We start from the raw sequence: 20,958 nt of genomic DNA on the forward strand, positions 1-20,958 counted from the left end.
CAGGAACAGCAATTGAAGCACAACGAACCGAAATTCTTCTTCCTCATCATCGGGACCGAAATCCTCAACCGCCGCCGGCAGGACCGTCACTTCGATTTCGTCAGCCAGGCGTTGCTGGAGCGGGGATACAAACTCAGCGGTAGCTTCACCATCGAGGACGATCCGGAACTGATCGTCAAAACACTCAAGTTTCTCGCCGAGATCCCCGAGTCGGTGGTCTTCAGCTTCGGGGGGATCGGCTCGACGCCGGACGACCATACCCGCCTGGCCGCCGCCGAGGCCCTCAGAGACGGCAAGCTCGTAACCCAGCCCGAAGCGAAAGCGATCATCGAGGAACGCCTCAAAACGATGGAGGTCCCCGACAAACGCTATCCTCTGCGGATGGCCGAGCTGCCCGAAGGGGCCCGGCTTTTGAAGAACAATCCGGTCAACGGAATGCCCGGTTTCTATCTCGATGACCGCTTCTTCTTCGTCCCCGGATTTCCGGAGATGGCCCACCCGATGATCCTGGAGGCGCTGGATCGGTTCTTCCCTCACCAGGAGCAAAAAAGTGTGCGCAAAACCCTGACGGCGCTGACGCGGGAGAGTGCCCTGATCGATGTGATGGAGCATCTCCCCGAAGGGGTGGAGCTCTCCAGCCTCCCCAAACTCTACAGCGACGGCCCCAGAGTCGTCATTTCTCTTAGTGGAGAGGATCCTAAAGCGGTACAGGAGGCTTACGATCGCTTCGTGCAAGCCCTGGAGGAACGTGATATCCCCTACAGCGAAGGGGATGACACTTCCCAATGAGTTCTACCCGGGAGCTGATCCACTACCTCTGTGACGGCCAAACGATCTTTTTCACCCTCACCCGCAGGAGAGGGATCAAACACATTTACCTCTACATCCGTCACGATCCCCTCCCCCGCCTGGAAGTGCGATGCGGGCCGCGAACACCTCTGGAGAGTATCGATGAAGTCCTGAGGGCCAAAGAGCCCTGGATTCTCAAAAAGCTCTCCGAAGCTTCGCCCCGCTTCGACTATCGCAAAGAATTTCCCTGGAACGGAGAGAGGCTCCCTCTGAAGATCTCCATCGAAGAAGGGGCGCGTCGGCTTACGCTTCGCCTGGACGATTCAGAGGAATCGGCCCTGCTCTCAGCCCCCTATGAACCTGGGACGGAAGAGATCCGTTCTCTCTATGAGGCTTACTACAAACTCCACGCCCCGAGACTCCTCCCGCCCCTGGTGGAAAAGTGGAGCCGCCGCACCGGGATCGTGCCTGCCAAGGTGGGCTACCGGAAGGCCAAGAGCCGCTGGGGGAGTTGCAGTTCCCGCAACAACCTCAGCCTCAACACCCGACTCCTGCTCTGCCCCATCGAGCTTCAGGAGTATGTGGTTCTCCACGAGCTTTGCCACATTCGCCACAAAAACCACTCCGCGGCCTTCTGGGCTCTGGTCGAGCGCTGGATGCCCGACTGGAAAGCCCGCCGCAAAGCGCTGCGGAGCTATGAGTTTCACCTGAACTAATCTTGAAATTGAGAATAAGTCCTTACCTAGCCAATCGGTTACTCGGTTGCTCGGTTTCTCAATTGCTCGGTTGTTCCAAGTTTGATAATCCTCGCATCCTCCCGGCTCTCCAACCATTCGAAGAGTTTGCCGAAGGGCTCGTTGGGTTCCAGGGTCGAGCGGTCTCCGATCATCAGAAGCTTGCTCCTTGCCCGAGTCATCGCGACATTGAGCCGCCTGGGATCGGAGACGAAGCCGACACTTTGGGCCAGATTGCTCCGGACGAAAGAGATGAGGATCACCTCCTTCTCCCTCCCCTGAAAGCCGTCCACACTCTTGACCTCCACATCCGGAAACTCTTCCAGGAGGCGACGCAGGAGTTTGACCTGGGCCAGATAGGGGGTGATGATCCCGATCTGGGCGGGGGCGATCCCGCAGGCGACAAGCTCAGTCACCCAGCGAAGGAGATGGCCCGCCTCTGTGGGATTTTCATAGGAAGTGGAACGCTCCGGTAGGTGTTCGGAGGCTTCCATCTCCGATGTATCGGCGAAGACCACCGGGAAGGAGGGATCGAGGCAAGGATCTTCGGGGGGCTTTTCGACGGGAAGTGTGCGTCGGGCCACCGAAGGATCGGCGACCAATGCGCCGTCATACATCAAGCGGTTGGGGAAATCCATAATCGTTTCGTGCATCCGGTATTGGACCCGTAGCATCGTAGCGGGAACTAGCTTGCGGGAGATCAAGCGTTCGAAGAGGGATCGTTTCAGGATCTCCAGATCGCTCAACACTGTGGGAGGGAGCTGTCGGTGATCCCCCGCCAAGACGCCGCGCGGCGCACGCAGGAGCGGCAGCAGGGTCGAGGGCTCGATCTGTTGACTCCCCTCGTCCACCACCGCCAAATCGAAGCTCATCCCCTCCAAAGCGTCGGAGCCCACCATCGAATTGGTCGCCAGCACCACATCCGCCGCCTCCAGGAGCCGGCTGATCGTAGCGCTCTCCAGGCTCCTCAAGCGCTCAAAGGCCTCCTCGGTCTTACTATCCTCTTCGATCCATCGGGCCATAGAGCGGATCGTCTCGGCGCTCACTCCCCGGGAGCTTCGTCCCTCTTTGGCCAGTTTGAGCACCCGATCCCGGCTCATCCCCCGCAGCCTCGCCGGGGTGGGTTTGCTGTATCGGGCTCGTTCTCGGGCGGCCGTTTCCGCCTGGCGCTGAAGCTCCCGGATCTCCTGATACTCCGGCGCCTCCGTCAGTTGACGCATCAGGCTGAAGCGCTCCAGACTCGAATCGATCCGCGCAGGATGGCCCACCCGGATCAGGCGTAAATCTCCATCGCCTGCCAACTTCTCCAGAAGATTATCCACCGCCACATTGGAATCGGCCGTCGCCAAAATATGCATTCCTTTCGAAGCGTGGGCTTGGATCACCCGGGTGAGGGTCGTGGTCTTTCCCGTACCCGGAGGCCCGTGGATCAGGAAAAGCTCTTCCATCCCCAGACTGCGCCGAAGGGCTTCGAGCTGGGGTTCGTTGAGCCCTTCCACCTCTTCAATCTTTGCCATAGGGGCTTCGCCGCAGGGCTCCAGCTCCAGCACGATGTCCCGAAGGCGCCGATAGGGATCGGGAAGGTGGCGCATCGACTCCAGATTCTTCTCCATACGCTTGAAGGTGACATCGTTGACGAAGAGATCCAGACGGACCTCCTCTTTCAGTGCCCACTTCGGAGGAACCTGGCTGAAGGCCAGCTCGATGTAGTTGCGCCCTACCCCCATCACCGTGGCGCTCAGATCGCTCTTGAGCGGTTCGCCCCGGCTCACCAGGACGATGTCGCCGCCGGAGATCTCCGTCTCGATCCTACGGTCCCGTCCGTAACGGACCAGATGCAGATCGAAAAGAGTCCCGGCCCGTCGCCCCCTCAAACCCAGGATCGCCCGCCCGAAACTCTCGAGCTCCCTGCCGCTGAAGCGCTTGATCTCTTCGATACGGCTACGCCGCTCCGCCTCCCGCTCCAACTCGATGAGCTGCCGGTACTCTTCGATGTAGTCGTGGATACGGCGGATACGATGACGCCGCCGCTCATCGGGAATCCACTCGGGCGGCACCTTGGGGACCAGGCCCCTTTTGAGGAGGTAGAGGACAAACCCGTCCGCTTCCCAGGTCCGGGAAATGTTGCCGGGCTTGATACCGTAGCGTCTGAGGAGACGCTCCCGCTTTTCCGCCGGATAGTCGATGGGTAGGGTCAGGTAGATCGCAGAGGGTTTGGCCATAGTCTCTCCTAAGGGCGGATCTCGATGGGGGTGCCGGGGTCGACCGCCTGCCAAATCTCATCCATATCGCCGTTGCTCACCGCGATGCAACCGGCCGTCCAGTAGAAGCGTTGGCGGATAATGGAGAGCCAGCCGAACCAGTTGGGCTGGCCGTGGATCATGATGGCTCCGCCGGGATTGACCCCCAACCGTTTGGCCCGCGCTTTGTCGGTACTGTTGGGATAGCTGACGTGAATCGCCCGATAGTAGCTGCTGTCGGCTTTCTTGAAGTCGAGGGTATAGTTCCCCTCCGGCGTCTTCTGGTCATGTTCCCGGCGCTTGGGCCCGACGGGATGTTTGCCCAGGGCGATATGATACTCCCGGTAGGGCTTGCCATTCCGTAAGAGATAGAGTTTTCGTTCCGATTTGATGATCAGAACCTTCTGAGCTTTGGGGATCGAGGGTTTCTTGGAGACAGAAAGGCTCTGCACCGTCTCGGAGACCGCTTTGAAGGCCGAAGGCCCGGCGGCAAAGATCAGACTGCCGAAAGCGAAGAGTAGCAATAAACGTAGCGTCATCGGATGATGTGCCCTACGAATTTGGAGAGGTTGTCGAGGATCAAACCGCCGCGGCGATAGCCCAGCCCGCAGGATTCATAGGCATAGAAGAGGCCGGCCTGGTAGCGATGGCCCTCCACATCCTGTGGAAGATCCACATACTCCTGATAGATCATCGGATAGTTCCCGTACTCCCCCGGAATATCGGCGACGACCGTCTCACCGTCACTCTCGAGGATCGCCACATTCCCCCCTTCCCTGCCGAAGAGGGGTTTGCGCACCTGCATCTTGCCCGGGATCGGTTTGAGCGAAGTTTCCAGCAAAAGGGGATGTCCGGGATAGAGGTCCCAAAGCACTTTGAGGATCCCCTTGCTCTGGAACATCAGCGTATAGGCGGGATTGAAGATGATCGCCTTTTGATTGCGCACGATCTGAGTCAGCAGCATCGCCAGATCGGGCTCTTCGAGGGCGATATCCTCCCAGGGGATGAGTTTGAACCAGAGTTCGTAATTGACATCCCGGTAAAAGATCCCCTCCTCGGCATCGAATTCGATCTCGTCGATGTAGGCAAACCCCGTCTCGAAACCCGCTTCGTCGGCAATGTACTGCAGCAGCCGGACCGTATTCTCCTCTTCGGGATTGCCGCGGACCGAGGTGAAGAGAAAGCGCCATCCTTCGTAGCGCTCTTTGAAAGCTTCGACACTCTCTTCCAGGGTCACGATTCGCTTGAAATTCTCCAAAAGGGCATCGTAGACGACATTGAACTGGGCCGCTTCATCCAAATCGTTCTTTTTGAGGATCGCCCACTGGACGATGGCGGTCTCGAAAAGGGCCGTCGGGGTATCGGCATTGAATTCCAGGAGCTTGATCGGTTTTCCATCGATCCCACCCGCCAGATCGAAACGGCCGTAGAGGTGCCAGTGTACTTCACTCTCCCAACTCTCCCTGATCAGTTCGACGAGGTTGAAGGGGATCCCGATCTCGTGGAAGAGGTTGTGCTCGATGACATACTCCCCCGCCGCCACATACATATCGTAGAGCTCGTTGCCGGCCCGGTAGTAAGCCTCGGCCTCTTCGGGGCTCACCTGCACCAGCACATCGGCCAGGTAGGGGGTCTCGTCGCTGTCGGTGTGCCAGACAAAACCCAGGGATTCGAGATAGGCCTTGTCGAGGGGTTCTACGGGAAGCAGGGAAACCATCTCATCCTCCAAAGAAGCCGCTACGGCCGCTGCGGCCACTGCGACCGCCGAAGAAACCGCTTCGCCGAGTCGTGTTCCGCCGTGTAGCTGTCGAGCCTTTTTTGAAGCTGTTGACACTGCGGTTATAAGCAGAAGGGGTCTTGTAACCGGCCCGACGGTTTTGCCGGTAATTGGGGTTGTTGAAGAGTTTGCTGCCGATCCAGGAGCCGATGATGGCTCCCGCGGCGCTGGCCAGGATCGCTTCACCGAGACTCAAGCCGCCCTGTTGGGCCACCTGTGCCCCTTCGGGACTCGTCAAAGGTGAGGTCCCGTTCTCGATCTTGGCCTCCTCCTTTTTGATCAATGCATCCATCTCGGCCCGGGTCAGGACCTTTTCGGTCCCGTCGAGCTTTTTGAGGATGATGCGGGTCTCCTTGGCGGGAAACTCTTCGGCGATCTTGTACTTGCCCGGTTTGACCTCTTCGATCACGACGAAAGCGTTCTTCTCCTGCGGCTGGACCGCCTGCTGCCCTTCATTGCGCTGCTGACAAGCACTCAGGCCTACGGCCAATAGTGCACCCAGCCCCAGGGCACCGATCTGTGAAGCTTTTTTGATGTAACGCATAAATCTCCTTCGTTGTCATTTTCTGTCAATATATTTCGTACGGTACTTGAATGGGAGTATGATAGCAAAAGAGACGGGGATTTGGGAGAGAAGAGAGGGGGAAAGAGGCCCGATCAATCCATCTGCTTGCGCAGGAAGGTGGGCACGTCGAGGATATCCTCGTCCAGAGGTTCTCCTCCGACGATCTTGCGCCCCTGATAGGTATGATAGGGGTTGGGGGTGTTGGCACTCTGCGAACCCAGGAGATCGGAGGCTTGCTGCACCTTCTCCGCCTGGGAGGGAGCGGAGACCGCTTCGGGCTCTTCGAAGCCGGTAGCGATGATGGTAATTTTGACCTGATCGATCTCCAGATTGGAGTCGGTCGTGGTACCGAAGATGACGCTGGCATCCTCGTCGGCATGCTCCTCGATGATCTCCATCGCCTCGGAGATCTGCAGGATGGGATAATCGGGGTGGATATGGAAATGGACCAGGACTCCTTTGGCCCCGTTGATGGAGATGTTGTCCAGCAACGGAGAGTCGATGGCCGCTTTGGCCGCATCGTAGGCGGCGTTGGCACCGGTGCTGCTGCCCGAACCCATCAGGGCGAGGCCGCGATGGCTCATGACGGTCTTGACGTCGGCGAAGTCGAGGTTGATATCGTTGGGGCCGTGAGAGAGGATGACATTGGAGATCCCCGATACCGCCTGGCAAAGCACATCGTCCACGAGACGGAAGCTCTCTTTAATGCCGAGGTTTTTCTCCACGATCGAGAGCAGCCGTTCATTGGGGATCACGATAATGGAATCACTTTCGCGTTTGAGCTCCTCCAGGCCGCCTTTGGCCAGTTTCTGGCGTTTGCGTCCCTCGAACTTGAAGGGAGTGGTCACAACGGAGACAGTCAGCGCTCCGACCTCTTTGGCCGCCTGGGCGATGATGGGAGCCGCTCCCGTCCCGGTACCGCCGCCGAGTCCGGCAGAGATGAAGACGATATCGGCCCCCGCCAGGGTGTCTTTGATTTCGCTGAAGCTCTCCAGCGCGGCTTCCCGGCCGATCTCCGGCTTCATACCGGCACCCAGCCCACGGGTCGCGTTGGATCCCAACTGCAACTTGATGGGAGCCATAGAAGAATCGAGGGCCTGGGCATCGGTATTGGCAACGATTAGGTCGATCCCCTTGACATTTTCGGAGATCATATGGTTGATCATATTGCCGCCACCGCCACCTACGCCGATGGCTTTGATCTTCGCACCCTCCAGTTCCGAACTGCCCGCTGTTGTCGTTTCGACTTCGATTTCAAAGTTTTCCATAAGTCTCTCTCCCCCTTTTTATGGTTTTTAGAATAGTTGTTTCGCCCAATTGACGAATCGGCTGAAAGGATTTCCTTCACGTTTTTTGCCGGCTGCGGCAAAGAGATCCCCTTCCTGATCGAGATCCAGAGTGTTCTGCTGGATCCCTTCACCCAGGTCGAGCCCGAGATCGATAGGCTCTCTCTTCTGCTTCAGCTCTTTGGGAGCCGTCTCTTTTTTGTCGAACTCGGCGATGTCGGTCACATTGGTCGTCTGGATCTCTTTGTGATGCAGAAGAGTTTTGCTGTGATCGATCTCGTACTGGGTATGCTCTCCCGCTTTATAGAGCAGAAGACCGATCACCGTCGAGAAGGAAGGATCCTTCAACTCCTCATACATCCCCCCGAGCTCTCTCGGGTAACCGATGCGCACCGGCATCCCGTGGAAAATCGCCTGGGCCAGCTCCCGAATCCCTTTGAGCTTTGTCAGCCCGCCGGTCAGGACGATCCCTGAACCGATCTGCTCTCTAAGCGCGCTCTTGTCCAGGGATTTGGAAAGGATCATCAACGCCTCTTCGACTCGGGCCAGGATCACGCTGTGGGCGATCTCCAGGGAGATGGTATTGCGGTTTTCGCTGTCCCCGATCACCGGCAATTCGATGGATTCGCTGGACTTCTCCAAGAGATTCCCATGGCGGATCTTTACCTTCTCGGCTGTCTCCAGCGGCGTATGGAGTGCCATCGAGAGGTCGTTGGTGATGTGGTTGGACCCGACGGCCAGGAAATCGTTGTAGCGGATGGAGTTGCCGATATGAACGATCAGGCTGCTGGTCTGGCCGCCCATATCGATGACGCAGACTCCCAGCTCCCGCTCGTCCTCACCCATCACCGCCAAAGCCGAAGCGTAACTGTTGAGAACGATCCCGTCGATCTCCAGGCCGGCCGAACGCACCGCCTTCGTCAAATTGCTCAGCGCCGACTTCTGGGTGATGATGATGTTGACATCCACTTCCATCCGGCTGGCGTTCATCCCGTAGGGATCCTCGATGAAATCCTGCTCATCGACTTTGAAGTTGTAGGGGAGGACATGGATCACTTCGAACTCGTTGGGGATGTTGGCGTTGTAAAGCGCCGTGTCCATCACCCGTTTGATCTCTTTGATGCTGATGTCCTGATGGGGAATGTTGACGATGCCGGTAGAGTTGAGGCTCCGGGCATAGGCGTTGGAGATGGAGACCGTGGCGTTGGAGATATTTTTTCCGGCGATCCGCCGGGCGTCGGTGACCGCCTTTTTGATCGATTTGGATGCCAGCTCGATGTTGGTGATGATCCCCTTTTTGACTCCCTGGGAGCGGACGACGCCGTGCCCGGTCACTGTGATACTGCCGTCATCCGCCACTTCGGCAATGACAGCGGCAATTTTTGTTGAACCGATGTCAATCGCCAGAATCGTCTCTGCCAATTCAGATTCCTTTCACGAATTTCTTCACGGGATATTTTGCCGAGAGCTCTTTGAGCAGGTTCTCTTCGAATTCGGATTTCTTGATCCGATCTGCCGTCGCTTTAATACTTCGACTTAGGTTTTCGTCACCCTTCTCAAATTTTTGATCCACAATCGCGTAGACCACCTTCTTTTTATTGAGGTCAATGATACCGTTTTTATCATTAGATGTAAATAATTTTTGTAAAAACTGTAAACTTTCTCCCAGATTTAGCGGGGGAAGCTCCTCGGTTTTTGTCAAGCTCAGATAAGCGCTCTGCCGAGTGAGTGCTGCTGGGTTTTTCATCAGATTTTCCACCTTTTTATTCAAAGCTTCGCGCTTTGCCTGGGCCAACCAATCTTTTTCTGCCAATTTTGAAGCGGTATCAAAATCCATAATCTTCGGTTCGATGACCTGATCAACCTTGACGGTCGCATAACGATCACCGACAGGCTTGGGCTTGATGAGCGATCCAGAAGAATGGGTTTTGATCTCTTTCCAAAGCTCGTCAGAAAGCTCGGGGCTGCCCTCTGCAACAGTTTTGACTTCGCTCGCCTGTTTTTTCCCTTTTTTCAAAGCGATGTAATCGAGCAGAGCCGCTTTTTTCCCTGCTTTGATCCGGTAATCTCTAAGGACCTGCGCTTTGGCCGCTTCGAAACTCAGCTCTTTTCCCTGGGCATCGGTGTAGTCGAAACTGTTTTTGTGATAAAACTTTTCGAGTTCCTTTTCATCGGGATTGATCGCGGATGTATCCGTCCAGAGAATCTCCAGTTTATAGCGCCGGGGTGTTTTGTAACTCTCTTTATGTTGTTCCCAATATTTTTTGACCGCTGCGGTGTCAACACTCACGTTGACATCGGAGGGGCTGAGGACGGTATAGCGGATCTTGTCGGCGACGCTGAGCGCGGCTGCCGTCACTTCACGCTCGTAAGGGACGGAACCCTTGCTGATAAGCTTCATCAGCTTTTCGATGGTCAAATCGTCCCGCAGGATCGATTCAAAAGCTTTGGCGCTCAGCCTTCTGGAGCTGAGGAAGGTTTCGTAGATCTTTTTGTCGAAGGCACCCCCGGACTGAAAAGAGGGGAGAGAAGCGATCGCCTCCGCCAACTCTTTGTCGGAAACGATAATCCCATACTCCTTCGCCAGGTTCAGGAGATAGGCTTGCATCACGAGCCGGTTGAACACCAGTTGGGGCAGTTTCATCTCTTTGGCTTTGGCGTCGTCGAATTTCCCGCCCAGCTTCTGAGCGAACTCACGATAGAGATTCTGATAGGTGAAATTGAACTTCTCCTGGGTGATGGAGACGTCTCCCACCTGGGCGATCGAGCTGGCCTTCGAGCCGTATTTGTACGTTCCCCAGCCGACGAAGCCCGCTCCGATAAACGCAATCGTGGCGATCCAGATCGTCACCACCAGATATTTGTTGTGCTTTTGCATCCATGCGATCATTCCGCTCTGCCTTATGTTAGAATTTGCCTCATATTCTAGTAAAGATGTGATTAAGGGTGGATTACCTGTCAAGCGGGGAGGAAAAGGATATGACAAACCGGGAACTGATGGAGCGTGATCTGCGGCATATCTGGCACCCCTGCACCCAGATGAAAGATCACGAAACGCTACCGCTTATTCCTATCAAACGGGGAGAAGGCGTCTGGCTCTACGATTTCGACGGGCGCCGCTATCTTGATGCCATCAGCAGCTGGTGGGTCAACCTCTTTGGACATGCCAACCCCCATATCAGTGAAGCAGTTTCCCGCCAGGCAAGGCAGTTGGAGCATGTACTCCTCGCCGGATTCACCCACGCGCCCGCCGTGGAGCTGGCTGAGAAGCTGGCACACCTGACCCCGCGGGGACTGGAGAAAGTCTTTTTCGCCGACAATGGATCCAGCGCCGTGGAGGTGGCGCTTAAAATGAGTTACCACGCCCACCGCAACCGGGGAGAGGAGCGTTCCCTCTTCCTCTCCCTGAGCAACAGTTACCACGGTGAAACCCTCGGAGCCCTCAGCGTGGGGGATGTGGAGCTTTACAAAGAGACCTACGAACCCCTGCTCATCCGCAACATCCAGACCCCCGTCCCCAGGGACACGAGCCCCGAAGCGAGCCGCGAAGCTCTGAAAGCGCTGGAAGCCCTGCTCGCCGAGCGTGGGAAAGAGATCTCCGCTTTTATCGTGGAGCCTCTGGTCCAGGGAGCGGGGGGAATGCATATGTACGGTGCGGAGTATCTCCGAGGAGCCAGGGAGTTGACCCGGAAATACGGGGTGCACCTCATCGCCGACGAGATCATGACCGGATTCGGGCGGACCGGAACGATGTTCGCCTGTGAGCAGGCGGGAATCACCCCCGATTTCATGACCCTCTCCAAGGGCTTGACCGGCGGGTATCTGCCCCTCTCCGTGGTGATGACCCTGGATGAGATCTATGGGCTTTTCTACTGCGACTACAGCGAATACAAAGCCTTTCTCCACTCCCACAGCTACACCGGCAATCCTCTGGCCTGCGCCGCCGCCCTGGCGACCCTGGAGCTTTTTGAGCGGGAAAACACCCTGGAAGTCAACCATACCAAGGCCCGGAGAATGGCACAGAACCTGCAACGTTTCCTGGAGCTTGACACCGTCAAATCCATCCGCCAAACCGGAATGATTGCCGCAGTCGAAATGATCGATTATCCGGCACAGGAGCGAAAAGGGCTGGAAGTGTACCGCTACGGGCTGGAGCACGAGGTGCTTTTGCGTCCCCTGGGGAATGTCATCTACTTTATGCCTCCCTACGTCATTACCGAAGAGCAGATCGATTTGATGATGGAGGTCGCCTATGAGGGGATGAAAAGCGTAGGCCGGGGAGCCTTATGATTTTTTGGGGAGTTTCAGGGGAAGATCGGGGAGCTTCACTTTCCCGAGCAACCCTTTGAGCCCCCGGGAATTTTTGAGCCGTTGATAGTGGCGGGCCGCCCTCGCCACGCCCATCTCGGCCGCCTCTTCGTAGAGGAGCAGAGCGAGCTGACGGTCCTTGCCGATGCCGACTCCGTGTTCATAGAATTGGGCAAGGTCGCAGATCGCCTCGGGGAAATTCTGATCCGCCAAAGTATTGATCTGGGTAAAGGCTTCGGCGTGGTCCTCTTCGATGATTTCCCCTTTGAAGAGTTCCCGCGCCAAAAGGAACTGTGCGAACTGAGACTCCGTAGCAGCCGCCAGGAGGAGCACCAGCGCCGCTTCGCCTTTGCGTCCCTCCTCTTTGTAACGTCGGTAATGATTCAGGAAGGCTTCGATCTCCGATTCGCTGTACCCTTCCCTGGCGATCTTCTTCTGCATCTCCTCCACCACGGCGGGGACGCGTTCCGCCTCTTCCACCGGCGGGAACTGATGGATCATATTGCGAAACTTCTGGCCGATATAGGGGATGGGGGCGTAGCGCTCTTCTCCCGCCTGGCCCGGTGGCGCCGTTTGAGAAGATGATATAGATGCGGCTTTCTCTTCGACAACCTTCTGCGCTTCACTTTCCCGTTCGACGATCGGGGAGGCGACAGGTTCTTCCGACGACAGCTCCTCGGCCGGAGCAGGCTCCTCGACTTGCCTGCTCTCCGCCGACTCTTCCGTCACATTTTCATTCTCTTCCTGCGATACCTGTATGTCAGATTCACTCTCCGAAACTACAGATCCCTGTTGCGGGGCCGCTGCCGTTTCGGTCGCTTTCTCTTCCGATTCGACCTCCTCCGTCTCCAGATCGAAAGTGGGAGCCGGCACATACTCTTTGACCGTGGACTTCCGGTTCTCTCGTGAGAGGCGCAGGAGATCTTCAACATCCAGGACACGCTCCTCCCGGGAAGGTGTTTCAGCGACCGGTTCCAGATCGAAAAGCCCTGCCATCGCCCGATCCGAAGCACGTTGAGCACCTTTCGGGCTTTGTGCCTTCGGCGCCTCCACTTCGAAAAATTCGTCCTTGACCTTTTCGGTGTAGTGTTTCATCTCGTAGAGGGCCTGACGGTAATTGCGACTCTCCAGCAGCTCGATGATCTCATCGAGCTCTTCGTTCAGACTCAGGCTGCGCAGTGCATCACATTGGATTTCGATCGTTCGGACATCTCCCAACTGAACCGCCAATCTGACAATCTCAAAACGTTTGGTGATCTCTTCCATAGCCTCCCCAATTCCCAGGGTTTTTTCCCCGTACTTTCCGAAATCATAGCATAGCTCTCTATAATTTATGTTAAAAAATATAGAAAGTTGTGGACTCAATATTTTGGTATTATATCGACACTTTTCAGCCACGAAAGAGACGATGAGCACACACAGCAGCAAAACGAGTCTTCAGACTCCCCACATTCCCGTACTCCTTCCCGAAGTAATGGAGAGCTTCTCTTCGCTTGATGAGGGAGTCCTGATCGATTGCACCCTCGGATATGCCGGACACAGCTCCGCCCTCCTGGAAGCCCACCCCAAATTGAAGCTGATCGGGATCGACCGGGATCCCGAAGCCCTGGAGTTCTCCGCCCAAAGGCTCGCCCCCTATCGGGATCGGGTCCGTCTGGAGCACGGTTCTTTCTCGGAACGGCTTCCTTCTCTGATCGATCAGGAGCCTGTCGTCGGAATCCTGGCCGATTTCGGAGTGAGTTCCCTACAGTTGGACAAGAAAGAGCGGGGCTTCTCCTTCGCCAGTGAAAACCTGGATATGCGGATGAACCCCGAAGCGCCGCTTCGCGCCTACGATGTGGTCAACGGTTATCCCCTCGAGCGGCTAGAGTATCTCTTCCGGGAATACGGGGAGATCCGCCCCGCCGGAGCGTTGGCGGCAGCAATCGTCAAAGCGAGAGCCAATGCGCCCATCTCCTCGGCTCAGGAGCTGGCGGAATTGGCTAAGACCGTCCTACGGGGCAAAGGCAAGACCCACCCGGCCACCCAGATGTTCCAGGCGATACGCATCGAAGTCAACGACGAATTGGGAGAGATCGAGCGCCTCCTCGATACCCTGGAGGCGAAACGGCCTGCCGGAGCGATCGTTTCGCTGATCACTTTCCACTCCCTGGAGGACCGCCTGGTCAAAAACCGCTTCCGTGCCTGGAGCCAAAAATGCATCTGCCCTCCCGAGGCGATCCGCTGCACCTGCGGGGGCAACCACGCCCTGGGAGAGATGCTCAGCCGCAAACCGCGGAGCGCTTCGAAGGAAGAGCTGCGCTCCAATCCCCGCAGCCGGAGCGCCAAACTCCGAAGTTTCCGCTTTTACGAGGGAGCCGATCGATGAAAAGACGACCGCCCCGGGGGATCACCGGGGGCACCCTGGCCATCGCCCTCATCGCTATGACGATTGTCGTGATGTTGGCATTGGTCAAAGTCTATCTGAGTAACCGGATCTACAGCGAGAGCCGCACCATCAACAATCTCAGCACCGAAGTGGCCGCACTCAAAGAGGAGAACAGTCTGCTCAAACTCCACGTCCAAAAACTCAAATACAAGATCAACATCGCCGACACCCTCTTCAGCCTCGATGACGATGCGCCGGAAGCTCCCAAGGGGGAGGCCCGGCAGTGATCCGTCGTCTCATCGCCTTCGCCCTCGATCGGCCGGTACTCAACCATATCCTCTTTCTGCTGGTGATGGTTCTGGCGCTTTTTGCCTACCAGAAGATCCCCAAGGAGATCTTTCCGCCCGCCGACCTGGAGAAGATCTCCATCCGAGGCGGCTACCCCGGAACCAGCGCCGACCTGCTGGATAAGATGGCGGTCCAGCCCATCGAAGACGACCTCAAAAGCGTCGAGAACCTCGGGGACATCGACACGGTGATTCAAAACGGCACCTTTTCCATCACCGCCGACATCAAACCGGGAGCCGACAAACAGCTGGTCCTCGGCGATGTGAAGGATGTCATCACCACCGTGAAGCGGGACCTGCCCCCCGATATGGATGAACCGATCGCCCATGTGGTGATTCACCGCTTCCCGCTGCTGCTGATTGCCATCTCCGGCGATACCGATCAGGCACGCCTCCTGGAAGCAGCCAAAGCCCTCAAAAGCTATCTCTCCCGCTACAAAGCCCTCAACAATATCGACATCCGCGGCGATGCGGACCACGAGGTCAAGATCATTCTCGACGAAAAACGCCTCGAAGTCTACGGCATCCCCAAAAGCCTTTTCTACCAGGCGATCCAGGGGCTCGCCTCCATCTACCCCGCCGGGACCTTCAAACGCCGGGGCAACGAATTCTACCTCTCGACCATCAACGGGGAAAAAGAGGCCAAGAAACTCGCCGATACGATCCTGGGCGTGGGGGAGAAGCGTATCCGCCTGGGGGATGTGGCCCGGGTCCGCTTCGGGCTCAGTACCCCCGGCGAAATTTCCCACTTCAATGGCAAAGCCAACATCTCCCTCAACCTCACCAAGACCAAAGAGGGCAACGCTATCGCCCTGAGCCGCCAGATCCGCAAAGACCTACGCACCTTCGCCAAACGCTATCCCGACCTCATCTTCCAGGTCTATACCGATACCTCCATCTGGATCAAGAACCGCATCAACCTGGTCAGCTCCAATATCTTCTTCGGGCTGATCCTGGTCTTTTTGGCCCTCTTTCTCAGTGTCAATTGGAAGATCGCCGCCGTGGTAGCCTTGGGGATCCCTACTAGCTTCTTCATCGCCCTCATCGGCGCGGAGATGCTGGGCTACAGTATGAATATGCTGACGATGCTGGGAGCCCTCATCGCCCTGGGGATGCTCGTGGACGAAGCGATCGTCGTGGCGGAGAACATCTACCGCCACCTGGAGATGGGCAAAACCCCAAAACAGGCGGCCCTGGATGGAGCGGTGGAGATGTTCCCCGCCGTCGTCACCGCCACGATGACCACCGTCTTCGCCTTCCTGCCCCTGCTGATCATGAGCGGCCAGTTGGGGGTCTTTATGAAAGTCCTGCCGGTGATGATCACCATTTTGCTGCTTAGCTCCCTCTTTGAAGCCTTTTACTTCCTTCCCCTGCACGCCAAAGAGCTCTTCAGCTTCGGCCACCGGATCGACCACCACGAACCGAGCCCCTTCTGGGACAGGGCCGCCCTGCTATACCGCCGGCTCCTTCTACGGCTGCTGCGGCACAAAAAGCTTTCACTCCTGGTGATGGTCAGCGCCATACTCCTGGGAACTTGGGGGATGCTCAGGATCAGCAAATTCCAACTCTTCCCCGCCTTCGACGCCAGCCAGATCTACATCAGCGGCAAGGTCGATGTCAACAGCAAGCTCGAAGAGACAGAAAAAACAATGGGGCGGATCGAAAAGGCCCTGCTCAAAGCCTTCAAAGAGAGCGGAGACGTCTCCTCCATCACCTCCATCGTAGGGATTAGATTCAATCCCGATCAGAGTTTCGAGAGTGGAGAGAACCTCTTTCATATCTTCCTCAACCTCCACGAGCGCAAACCCCAGAACTTCTTCGACAAATACATCAACCCCTGGTTGTCACTGGAGTATGACGACAGCGATATGAAACGGACCCACAGCGCCCAGGAGATCCTCAAAAAGGCCCAGCAGGTCCTCAAACCTTTCAAAAACCTCAAAGTAGGAAGCACGACACCGGTCTTTGAAGAGTTGACCGCCTTCGTCCCCCAGGCGGGGATCGTCGGCCACGATATCGAGATCGGCCTCTCCGCCGACAAGGACAAAAAAGCCATCGCCGCCCTGCGCAAGCTCGAAAAGAAGCTCGCCTCGATCCCCGGCGTCCTCGACATCGCCGACAATGCCAAAGAGGGGCCCCAGGAACTCAAGCTCCGTGTCAACGACTATGGACAGAAGCTTGGCTTCAACGAAGGCAATCTGGTCGAAGCCCTTCGCGGGCTCTTCCTCGAAGCGGAGATGGACAAGATGTTTGACAAAAAGGGCCTGGTGCGGATCCGGCTGGAAGCCAAAGGGAAAGACCGCAACTTCGACATCGCCCACCTGCGCCTGAATACCCCGGACGGACAACACAGCGTCCTGCTGAAAGAGATCACCGACTTCGTTTACAAACGCAGTATGCTCAAGATTTACAAAGAGAACGGCGAGCGGGTCTGGACCGTCACCGCCCTCACCGACAAAAAGCGCATCCTCCCCAGTGAGGTGATGGAGCGGATCACTCCCATACTTCAAAAGCTCAGAAAAGAGGGGATCAAAGTGATCGTCAAAGGAGAAGAGAAAGAGAACCGCCAGGTCAAACGGGAGATGGGCGAAGCAGCTATCATTGCCATCTTCCTCATCTTCATCGCCCTGGTCTGGATGTTCAACTCCCTCGTCCTGCCCCTGATCACCATCTCCGTCATCCCCCTTTCTATCCTGGGGGCCCTGATCGGGAGCTGGCTGATGGGAATCAATCTCACAATGCCCGGCGTGATGGGGATGGTGGGCTTGGCCGGAGTGGTGGTCAACGACGCTTTGATTATGCTCGACTTCATCCGGGGATCCCGTGACTACGACGAGATGGTCGTCAAGGCCGGTATGCGTCTGCGGCCGATCTTCCTGACCTCTCTGACAACCGTCCTGGGGCTCATCACTCTGATCTTCTTCGCCAGCGGCCAGGCACTCATCATCCAGCCTATGGCAGTCAGCCTCGGCTACGGCATCGCCTGGGCCACCGTACTCAATCTCATCTATGTGCCCTTGATGTATGCGGTGGTCTATCGGGTGAAAGAGTGAATGGTTAGTAACGGGATACTGAGTAACCGAGTAACCAGAAAATGAGTTATACACATATAAAAATTAAATTACTCCGATAATTATTAATCTGATATATTTTACGGAGGTTTCATTCAATGGCGACAAAGGAGCACCCAACCCCGAAGGGGCACCGTAGGTGTTTGCGACTGCCAGAGCTATTGAGTGAAACCTCCGTCTGGAGAGAGTATATTATTTTCCGGTTTCCCTTGAGTGGAGTGCAAAAAGGAAAAAATACGTTATGATTTTTATCAGAAAATCGTATAAAAGGTTCAGTATGAAAAAGTTTCCACTCTTTATCCTGATCGCCGCCTCGTTCCTCATTGCCGGGGAGAGCAATCAAACTCGCCCTTCCCAGGAGCACAACGCTTCTCTCTCTGAGCAAAACCTCACCCTCAAGCATATCAAAGAGCAGCAGGAGCGGGAGAAGAAGTATGCCAAGGAAAAAGCCTTTTACGAGGGCAAAGATTACAACCTCAGCGACAAAAAGATTTCGCCCAAGGAAATAGAGAGTGTGCCGACGATCCCGCCTGAGGATGATTTCGATATGAGCGATGTCTACAACTAAGCGAACCGATACAGAATAATGGGGATGCGGCTTCAGCCGCATTAAATGAAAAGCCCCTAAAGTTACTGCCTGGTCTCGGTGACTAACGTCGCCACCCCTCAGAACGATCATCCTCATAACCGCAAATCTTGAGCGTGGCAATCTTGCTATAATTGCCGCAACTTTCCTCTAATTCAGGAGCTCTTACTATGTCCCTCTTTTCTTATGAAACCGTCAAATCCCTGCTCTTCAAACTCGATCCCGAAACCGCCCACAGCATCGCGGGCCTGGGGCTTCGCGCCCTCCCCCTCTGCCCGCCGGCGTGGAACTGTATGATCGATCGTTACTTCGTCGACGATCCCGTGCTGCACCAGCGGCTTTTTGGCCGGACCTTTCGCAATCCGGTAGGCTTGGCGGCGGGATTCGACAAGAACGGGGATTACGTCAAAGGCACGCCGGCCCTGGGCTTCGGCTTTACCGAGATCGGTACCGTGACCCCCCGTCCCCAGCCAGGCAACCCCAGGCCCCGCCTCTTCCGCCTGGTCGAAGAGCGCTCCGTGCAAAACGCTATGGGCTTCAATAATAAGGGGGCTTACCATATGGTCAAGCGCCTCAAGAGGCTCCGCTTTTTCGACTATCCCGTCGGCATCAACATCGGCAAAAACAAAACGACCCCGGAGCGGGAAACTCTGAACGATTATGAAACCCTCTTCAAAACCTTCCGGGATTACAGCGACTACATCGTCATCAACATCTCCTCCCCCAACACTCCGGGATTGCGGGACCTGCAAAACGAAGCCTTCATCCGCGAAGTCTTCCGCATCGGCACGGGATTGACCGACAAGCCGATCCTGCTCAAGATCGCTCCCGATATGAGTGCCGAACAGGCCCTGGAGCTCTGCCGCGTCGCCGTCGAAGCGGGTGCGGCGGGCATCATCGCCACCAACACCACCGTCGACTACTCCCTCACCCCCAACGCCCAAAAGTTCGGCGGCATCAGCGGCACGCTGCTGACCGAAAAATCGAGAGAGCTCTTCGCCGCCATCGGCAAAGAATTCCACGACAAAACCCTGCTCATCTCCGTAGGCGGGATCGACAGCGCCGAAGAGGCCTACCGCCGCATCCGCATGGGCGCGAGCCTGGTGCAGGTTTATAGCCTGCTCATCTACGAAGGCCCTAAACTCATCCGCGACATCAACCGGGGGCTCATCCGCCTGCTCAAAGCCGACGGTTTCAGCAATATCAGCGAAGCGGTGGGGGCAGAGTGGCGCTGAGTGATTATATCCTGGGCTGATTCTCCCGATAAATTGCAAGTATAGTGATTTGTTTGGATTCCAGGCGATAGAGGATCGAATAGCGCTGATAGACCAGTTTTCTCACTCCGCTACCAAACTCTTCTGCCGGGCGTCCTGCTTTGGGAAAGCTTCCCAACGTCTCTTTGATAAAGGATTACATCCTTTCCAAATAGGCGTCGGCTTTTTGAATCTCAAGACTTTGGATGTAAAGATATTGAGTTTATTCCGGGAACCTCTCTCGTCGCTTCCCGGGTAAAAACGATCCTAGTCACGATAGATGTTTTTCGCCTTTTCAAATGCTGTATCGATATCGATGACATCTCCGCGATTCGCTTCTTCAATCGACTTGGCAACCTTGGAAATCAATGCGGCACTATTCTCGTTTTTGGTAGCGATGATCTCTTCAGCCTCATCACACACACTGTCGATCAAAGATTTAAAATTATTCTTGGCCTTCATCCCTCTTCCTGTTATACAAGATTTTGACAAAATTAACGTGTTGCGTTGGATTTGTCAACAAAGCCGATGAGCTTTTGGATAGGCCAGAGCAGTGCCGTCACGACCAACCCCAACGCCAGCCCGATGAGCAGTTCCGCTACCAAAGAGGGCCAGGTGTGAAAGAGCTCGTGAAGCCGGGGGATATGATGCAAGAAAATCCCGCCGGCGACCAGGAGCATCGCCAGCGTTCCGATGATGGAGAGGGCTTTGATGATTTTGGGGAGCGCGGCGACCAACAATCGCCCCAATGCTGCCCCGAATCCCTTGTCTCCACTCATTCGGATCAGGTAGGCGCCGATATCGTCCAGGCGCACGATCAGCGCCACCAGGCCGTAGACCCCGATTGTGGCGGCGAAGGCCACCAGGGTCACCACGGGGATCTGTACGCTCAGAGGCTGGTCACTGACAGTCCCCAGGGCGATGATGACGATCTCGATGGAGAGGATAAAATCGGTGACGATGGCGGAGCGGATCTTTTTGCGCTCGGCCTCCAAGGGATCTGCGTTTTCTTCCTCCTCCTCTTCGTGCTTTTCCTCTCGGTAAAAAAGCCATTCGATGATCTTTTCCGCTCCCTCGAAAGCCAGATAGAGGCCGCCCAGCATCAGGATCGGCACAATGACCCCGGGCGCGAAAGCGCTGAGGAGAAAGGCCAGGGGCAAAAGGATCAGCTTGTTGAGAAAGGAGCCCTTGGTGATGGCCCAGAGCACCGGCAGCTCACGGGAGGGAGGAAAACCGGCGGCCTTGTCGGCATTGACCGCCAGGTCATCCCCCAGGACCCCCGCCGTATGCTTGGCGGAAATTTTGCCCATCACTGCCACATCGTCCATCAACGAAGCGATATCGTCAAATAGTGCGAAAAATCCACTGGCCATCACACCCCTTTCAAACGGGAAGATCGAAGATCGAATAGGTTCACTATTACTCCGTCAGGTATCAACCTGATGTTTTACGGAGCGTTTACTCGATGGCGACAAAGGAGCACCCAACCCCGAAGGGGCGCCTTTAGCCGTCTCCTTTGCCTTAGGCAAAAACGGAGCGTCGTGCGGAGCTGCCGACTCAAAGCAGTTTGAGTCGGCTATATGCTCCTCCTCTTTGCGACTGCCAGAGCTATCGAGTAAATGCGCAGTTTGGAT

At 56.2% G+C, this 20,958-nt stretch carries 19 protein-coding genes; 8 read left to right on the top strand and 11 right to left on the bottom strand.

Features of this window, described 5'->3' with window-relative positions:
• The first annotated feature begins 12 nt into the window (after window positions 1–12).
• On the top strand, window positions 13–789 hold the full coding sequence (locus tag NITSA_RS07250; RefSeq protein ID WP_013554368.1) for a competence/damage-inducible protein A: 777 nt from the start codon (window positions 13–15) through the stop codon (window positions 787–789).
• On the top strand, window positions 786–1,505 hold the full coding sequence (locus NITSA_RS10920) for a M48 family metallopeptidase (protein WP_013554369.1): 720 nt from the start codon (window positions 786–788) through the stop codon (window positions 1,503–1,505). Before NITSA_RS07250 ends, NITSA_RS10920 begins: the two co-directional genes overlap by 4 nt.
• A gap of 38 nt (window positions 1,506–1,543) precedes the next feature.
• Here the strand turns inward: NITSA_RS10920 and NITSA_RS07260 are convergent, their stop codons facing one another.
• From NITSA_RS07260 to NITSA_RS07290, 7 genes are all read right to left on the bottom strand, one after another.
• Window positions 1,544–3,745: an IGHMBP2 family helicase gene (locus tag NITSA_RS07260; protein ID WP_013554370.1), complete on the bottom strand. Its 2,202-nt coding sequence runs from the start codon at window positions 3,743–3,745 to the stop codon at window positions 1,544–1,546.
• Between the two features lie 8 nt (window positions 3,746–3,753).
• A complete protein-coding gene (locus NITSA_RS07265; protein ID WP_013554371.1) occupies window positions 3,754–4,302 on the bottom strand; it encodes a L,D-transpeptidase family protein in 549 nt (182 codons plus the stop codon).
• Complete coding sequence (locus NITSA_RS07270; protein WP_013554372.1) at window positions 4,299–5,480, bottom strand: glutathionylspermidine synthase family protein; 1,182 nt, start codon at window positions 5,478–5,480, stop codon at window positions 4,299–4,301. Before NITSA_RS07270 ends, NITSA_RS07265 begins: the two co-directional genes overlap by 4 nt.
• Before the next feature lies 1 nt (window position 5,481).
• Complete coding sequence (locus tag NITSA_RS07275) at window positions 5,482–6,084, bottom strand: UPF0323 family lipoprotein (protein WP_013554373.1); 603 nt, start codon at window positions 6,082–6,084, stop codon at window positions 5,482–5,484.
• Window positions 6,085–6,197: 113 nt separating this feature from the next.
• On the bottom strand, window positions 6,198–7,373 hold the full coding sequence (ftsZ, locus tag NITSA_RS07280; RefSeq protein ID WP_013554374.1) for a cell division protein FtsZ: 1,176 nt from the start codon (window positions 7,371–7,373) through the stop codon (window positions 6,198–6,200).
• Window positions 7,374–7,400: 27 nt separating this feature from the next.
• Window positions 7,401–8,813: a cell division protein FtsA gene (gene ftsA, locus NITSA_RS07285; RefSeq protein ID WP_013554375.1), complete on the bottom strand. Its 1,413-nt coding sequence runs from the start codon at window positions 8,811–8,813 to the stop codon at window positions 7,401–7,403.
• A gap of 1 nt (window position 8,814) precedes the next feature.
• Window positions 8,815–10,281: a peptidylprolyl isomerase gene (locus NITSA_RS07290; RefSeq protein WP_013554376.1), complete on the bottom strand. Its 1,467-nt coding sequence runs from the start codon at window positions 10,279–10,281 to the stop codon at window positions 8,815–8,817.
• Window positions 10,282–10,370: 89 nt separating this feature from the next.
• Between NITSA_RS07290 and NITSA_RS07295 the strand changes: the two genes are divergently transcribed.
• Entirely contained in the window at window positions 10,371–11,681 is a 1,311-nt protein-coding gene (locus tag NITSA_RS07295) for an adenosylmethionine--8-amino-7-oxononanoate transaminase (RefSeq protein ID WP_013554377.1), read from the top strand.
• On the opposite strand, the gene NITSA_RS07300 is transcribed toward NITSA_RS07295, so the two are convergent.
• On the bottom strand, window positions 11,676–12,965 hold the full coding sequence (locus tag NITSA_RS07300) for an SEL1-like repeat protein (protein WP_013554378.1): 1,290 nt from the start codon (window positions 12,963–12,965) through the stop codon (window positions 11,676–11,678). The genes NITSA_RS07295 and NITSA_RS07300 overlap by 6 nt on opposite strands.
• Window positions 12,966–13,107: 142 nt before the next feature.
• Between NITSA_RS07300 and rsmH the strand changes: the two genes are divergently transcribed.
• The 5 genes from rsmH (at window position 13,108) to NITSA_RS07325 (ending at window position 19,306) form a co-directional block, all read left to right on the top strand.
• Window positions 13,108–14,067: a 16S rRNA (cytosine(1402)-N(4))-methyltransferase RsmH gene (rsmH, locus tag NITSA_RS07305; RefSeq protein WP_013554379.1), complete on the top strand. Its 960-nt coding sequence runs from the start codon at window positions 13,108–13,110 to the stop codon at window positions 14,065–14,067.
• The gene (locus tag NITSA_RS07310) at window positions 14,064–14,354 is read left to right on the top strand and encodes a hypothetical protein (RefSeq protein ID WP_013554380.1); all 291 of its coding nucleotides are present in this window, start codon (window positions 14,064–14,066) and stop codon (window positions 14,352–14,354) included. The genes rsmH and NITSA_RS07310 overlap by 4 nt, the downstream gene beginning before the upstream one ends.
• The gene (locus tag NITSA_RS07315; RefSeq protein ID WP_013554381.1) at window positions 14,351–17,467 is read left to right on the top strand and encodes an efflux RND transporter permease subunit; all 3,117 of its coding nucleotides are present in this window, start codon (window positions 14,351–14,353) and stop codon (window positions 17,465–17,467) included. The genes NITSA_RS07310 and NITSA_RS07315 overlap by 4 nt, the downstream gene beginning before the upstream one ends.
• A gap of 295 nt (window positions 17,468–17,762) precedes the next feature.
• Window positions 17,763–18,053 carry an MBL fold metallo-hydrolase gene (locus NITSA_RS07320; RefSeq protein WP_013554382.1) on the top strand — a complete coding sequence of 97 codons (291 nt, stop codon included), beginning with the start codon at window positions 17,763–17,765 and terminating at the stop codon, window positions 18,051–18,053.
• 188 nt (window positions 18,054–18,241) lie between these two features.
• Window positions 18,242–19,306 (top strand): quinone-dependent dihydroorotate dehydrogenase, encoded by a 1,065-nt coding sequence (locus tag NITSA_RS07325; protein WP_013554383.1) that lies wholly within the window; start codon window positions 18,242–18,244, stop codon window positions 19,304–19,306.
• A gap of 4 nt (window positions 19,307–19,310) precedes the next feature.
• Here the strand turns inward: NITSA_RS07325 and NITSA_RS11310 are convergent, their stop codons facing one another.
• From NITSA_RS11310 to NITSA_RS07335, 3 genes are all read right to left on the bottom strand, one after another.
• A complete protein-coding gene (locus tag NITSA_RS11310; RefSeq protein WP_169308538.1) occupies window positions 19,311–19,463 on the bottom strand; it encodes a type II toxin-antitoxin system RelE/ParE family toxin in 153 nt (50 codons plus the stop codon).
• A gap of 128 nt (window positions 19,464–19,591) precedes the next feature.
• Entirely contained in the window at window positions 19,592–19,786 is a 195-nt protein-coding gene (locus tag NITSA_RS07330) for a hypothetical protein (RefSeq protein ID WP_013554384.1), read from the bottom strand.
• Between the two features lie 32 nt (window positions 19,787–19,818).
• Window positions 19,819–20,697 carry a DUF808 domain-containing protein gene (locus NITSA_RS07335; RefSeq protein WP_013554385.1) on the bottom strand — a complete coding sequence of 293 codons (879 nt, stop codon included), beginning with the start codon at window positions 20,695–20,697 and terminating at the stop codon, window positions 19,819–19,821.
• Window positions 20,698–20,958 lie beyond the last annotated feature (261 nt).

The organism is Nitratifractor salsuginis DSM 16511, assembly GCF_000186245.1.
Taxonomy (GTDB): Bacteria; Campylobacterota; Campylobacteria; order Campylobacterales; family Sulfurovaceae; genus Nitratifractor; species Nitratifractor salsuginis.

Coding starts and splice junctions, on each gene's coding strand:
- NITSA_RS10920 (WP_013554369.1), top strand. CDS start 786: ATGAGTTCTACCCGGGAGCTGATCCACTACCTCTGTGACGGCCAAACG.
- NITSA_RS07320 (WP_013554382.1), top strand. CDS start 17,763: ATGAAAAAGTTTCCACTCTTTATCCTGATCGCCGCCTCGTTCCTCATT.
- NITSA_RS07295 (WP_013554377.1), top strand. CDS start 10,371: ATGACAAACCGGGAACTGATGGAGCGTGATCTGCGGCATATCTGGCAC.
- NITSA_RS07275 (WP_013554373.1), bottom strand. CDS start 6,084: ATGCGTTACATCAAAAAAGCTTCACAGATCGGTGCCCTGGGGCTGGGT.
- NITSA_RS07290 (WP_013554376.1), bottom strand. CDS start 10,281: ATGATCGCATGGATGCAAAAGCACAACAAATATCTGGTGGTGACGATC.
- NITSA_RS07325 (WP_013554383.1), top strand. CDS start 18,242: ATGTCCCTCTTTTCTTATGAAACCGTCAAATCCCTGCTCTTCAAACTC.
- NITSA_RS07300 (WP_013554378.1), bottom strand. CDS start 12,965: ATGGAAGAGATCACCAAACGTTTTGAGATTGTCAGATTGGCGGTTCAG.
- ftsZ (WP_013554374.1), bottom strand. CDS start 7,373: ATGGAAAACTTTGAAATCGAAGTCGAAACGACAACAGCGGGCAGTTCG.
- NITSA_RS07310 (WP_013554380.1), top strand. CDS start 14,064: ATGAAAAGACGACCGCCCCGGGGGATCACCGGGGGCACCCTGGCCATC.
- NITSA_RS07270 (WP_013554372.1), bottom strand. CDS start 5,480: ATGGTTTCCCTGCTTCCCGTAGAACCCCTCGACAAGGCCTATCTCGAA.
- rsmH (WP_013554379.1), top strand. CDS start 13,108: ATGAGCACACACAGCAGCAAAACGAGTCTTCAGACTCCCCACATTCCC.
- NITSA_RS07260 (WP_013554370.1), bottom strand. CDS start 3,745: ATGGCCAAACCCTCTGCGATCTACCTGACCCTACCCATCGACTATCCG.
- NITSA_RS07330 (WP_013554384.1), bottom strand. CDS start 19,786: ATGAAGGCCAAGAATAATTTTAAATCTTTGATCGACAGTGTGTGTGAT.
- NITSA_RS07265 (WP_013554371.1), bottom strand. CDS start 4,302: ATGACGCTACGTTTATTGCTACTCTTCGCTTTCGGCAGTCTGATCTTT.
- NITSA_RS07335 (WP_013554385.1), bottom strand. CDS start 20,697: ATGGCCAGTGGATTTTTCGCACTATTTGACGATATCGCTTCGTTGATG.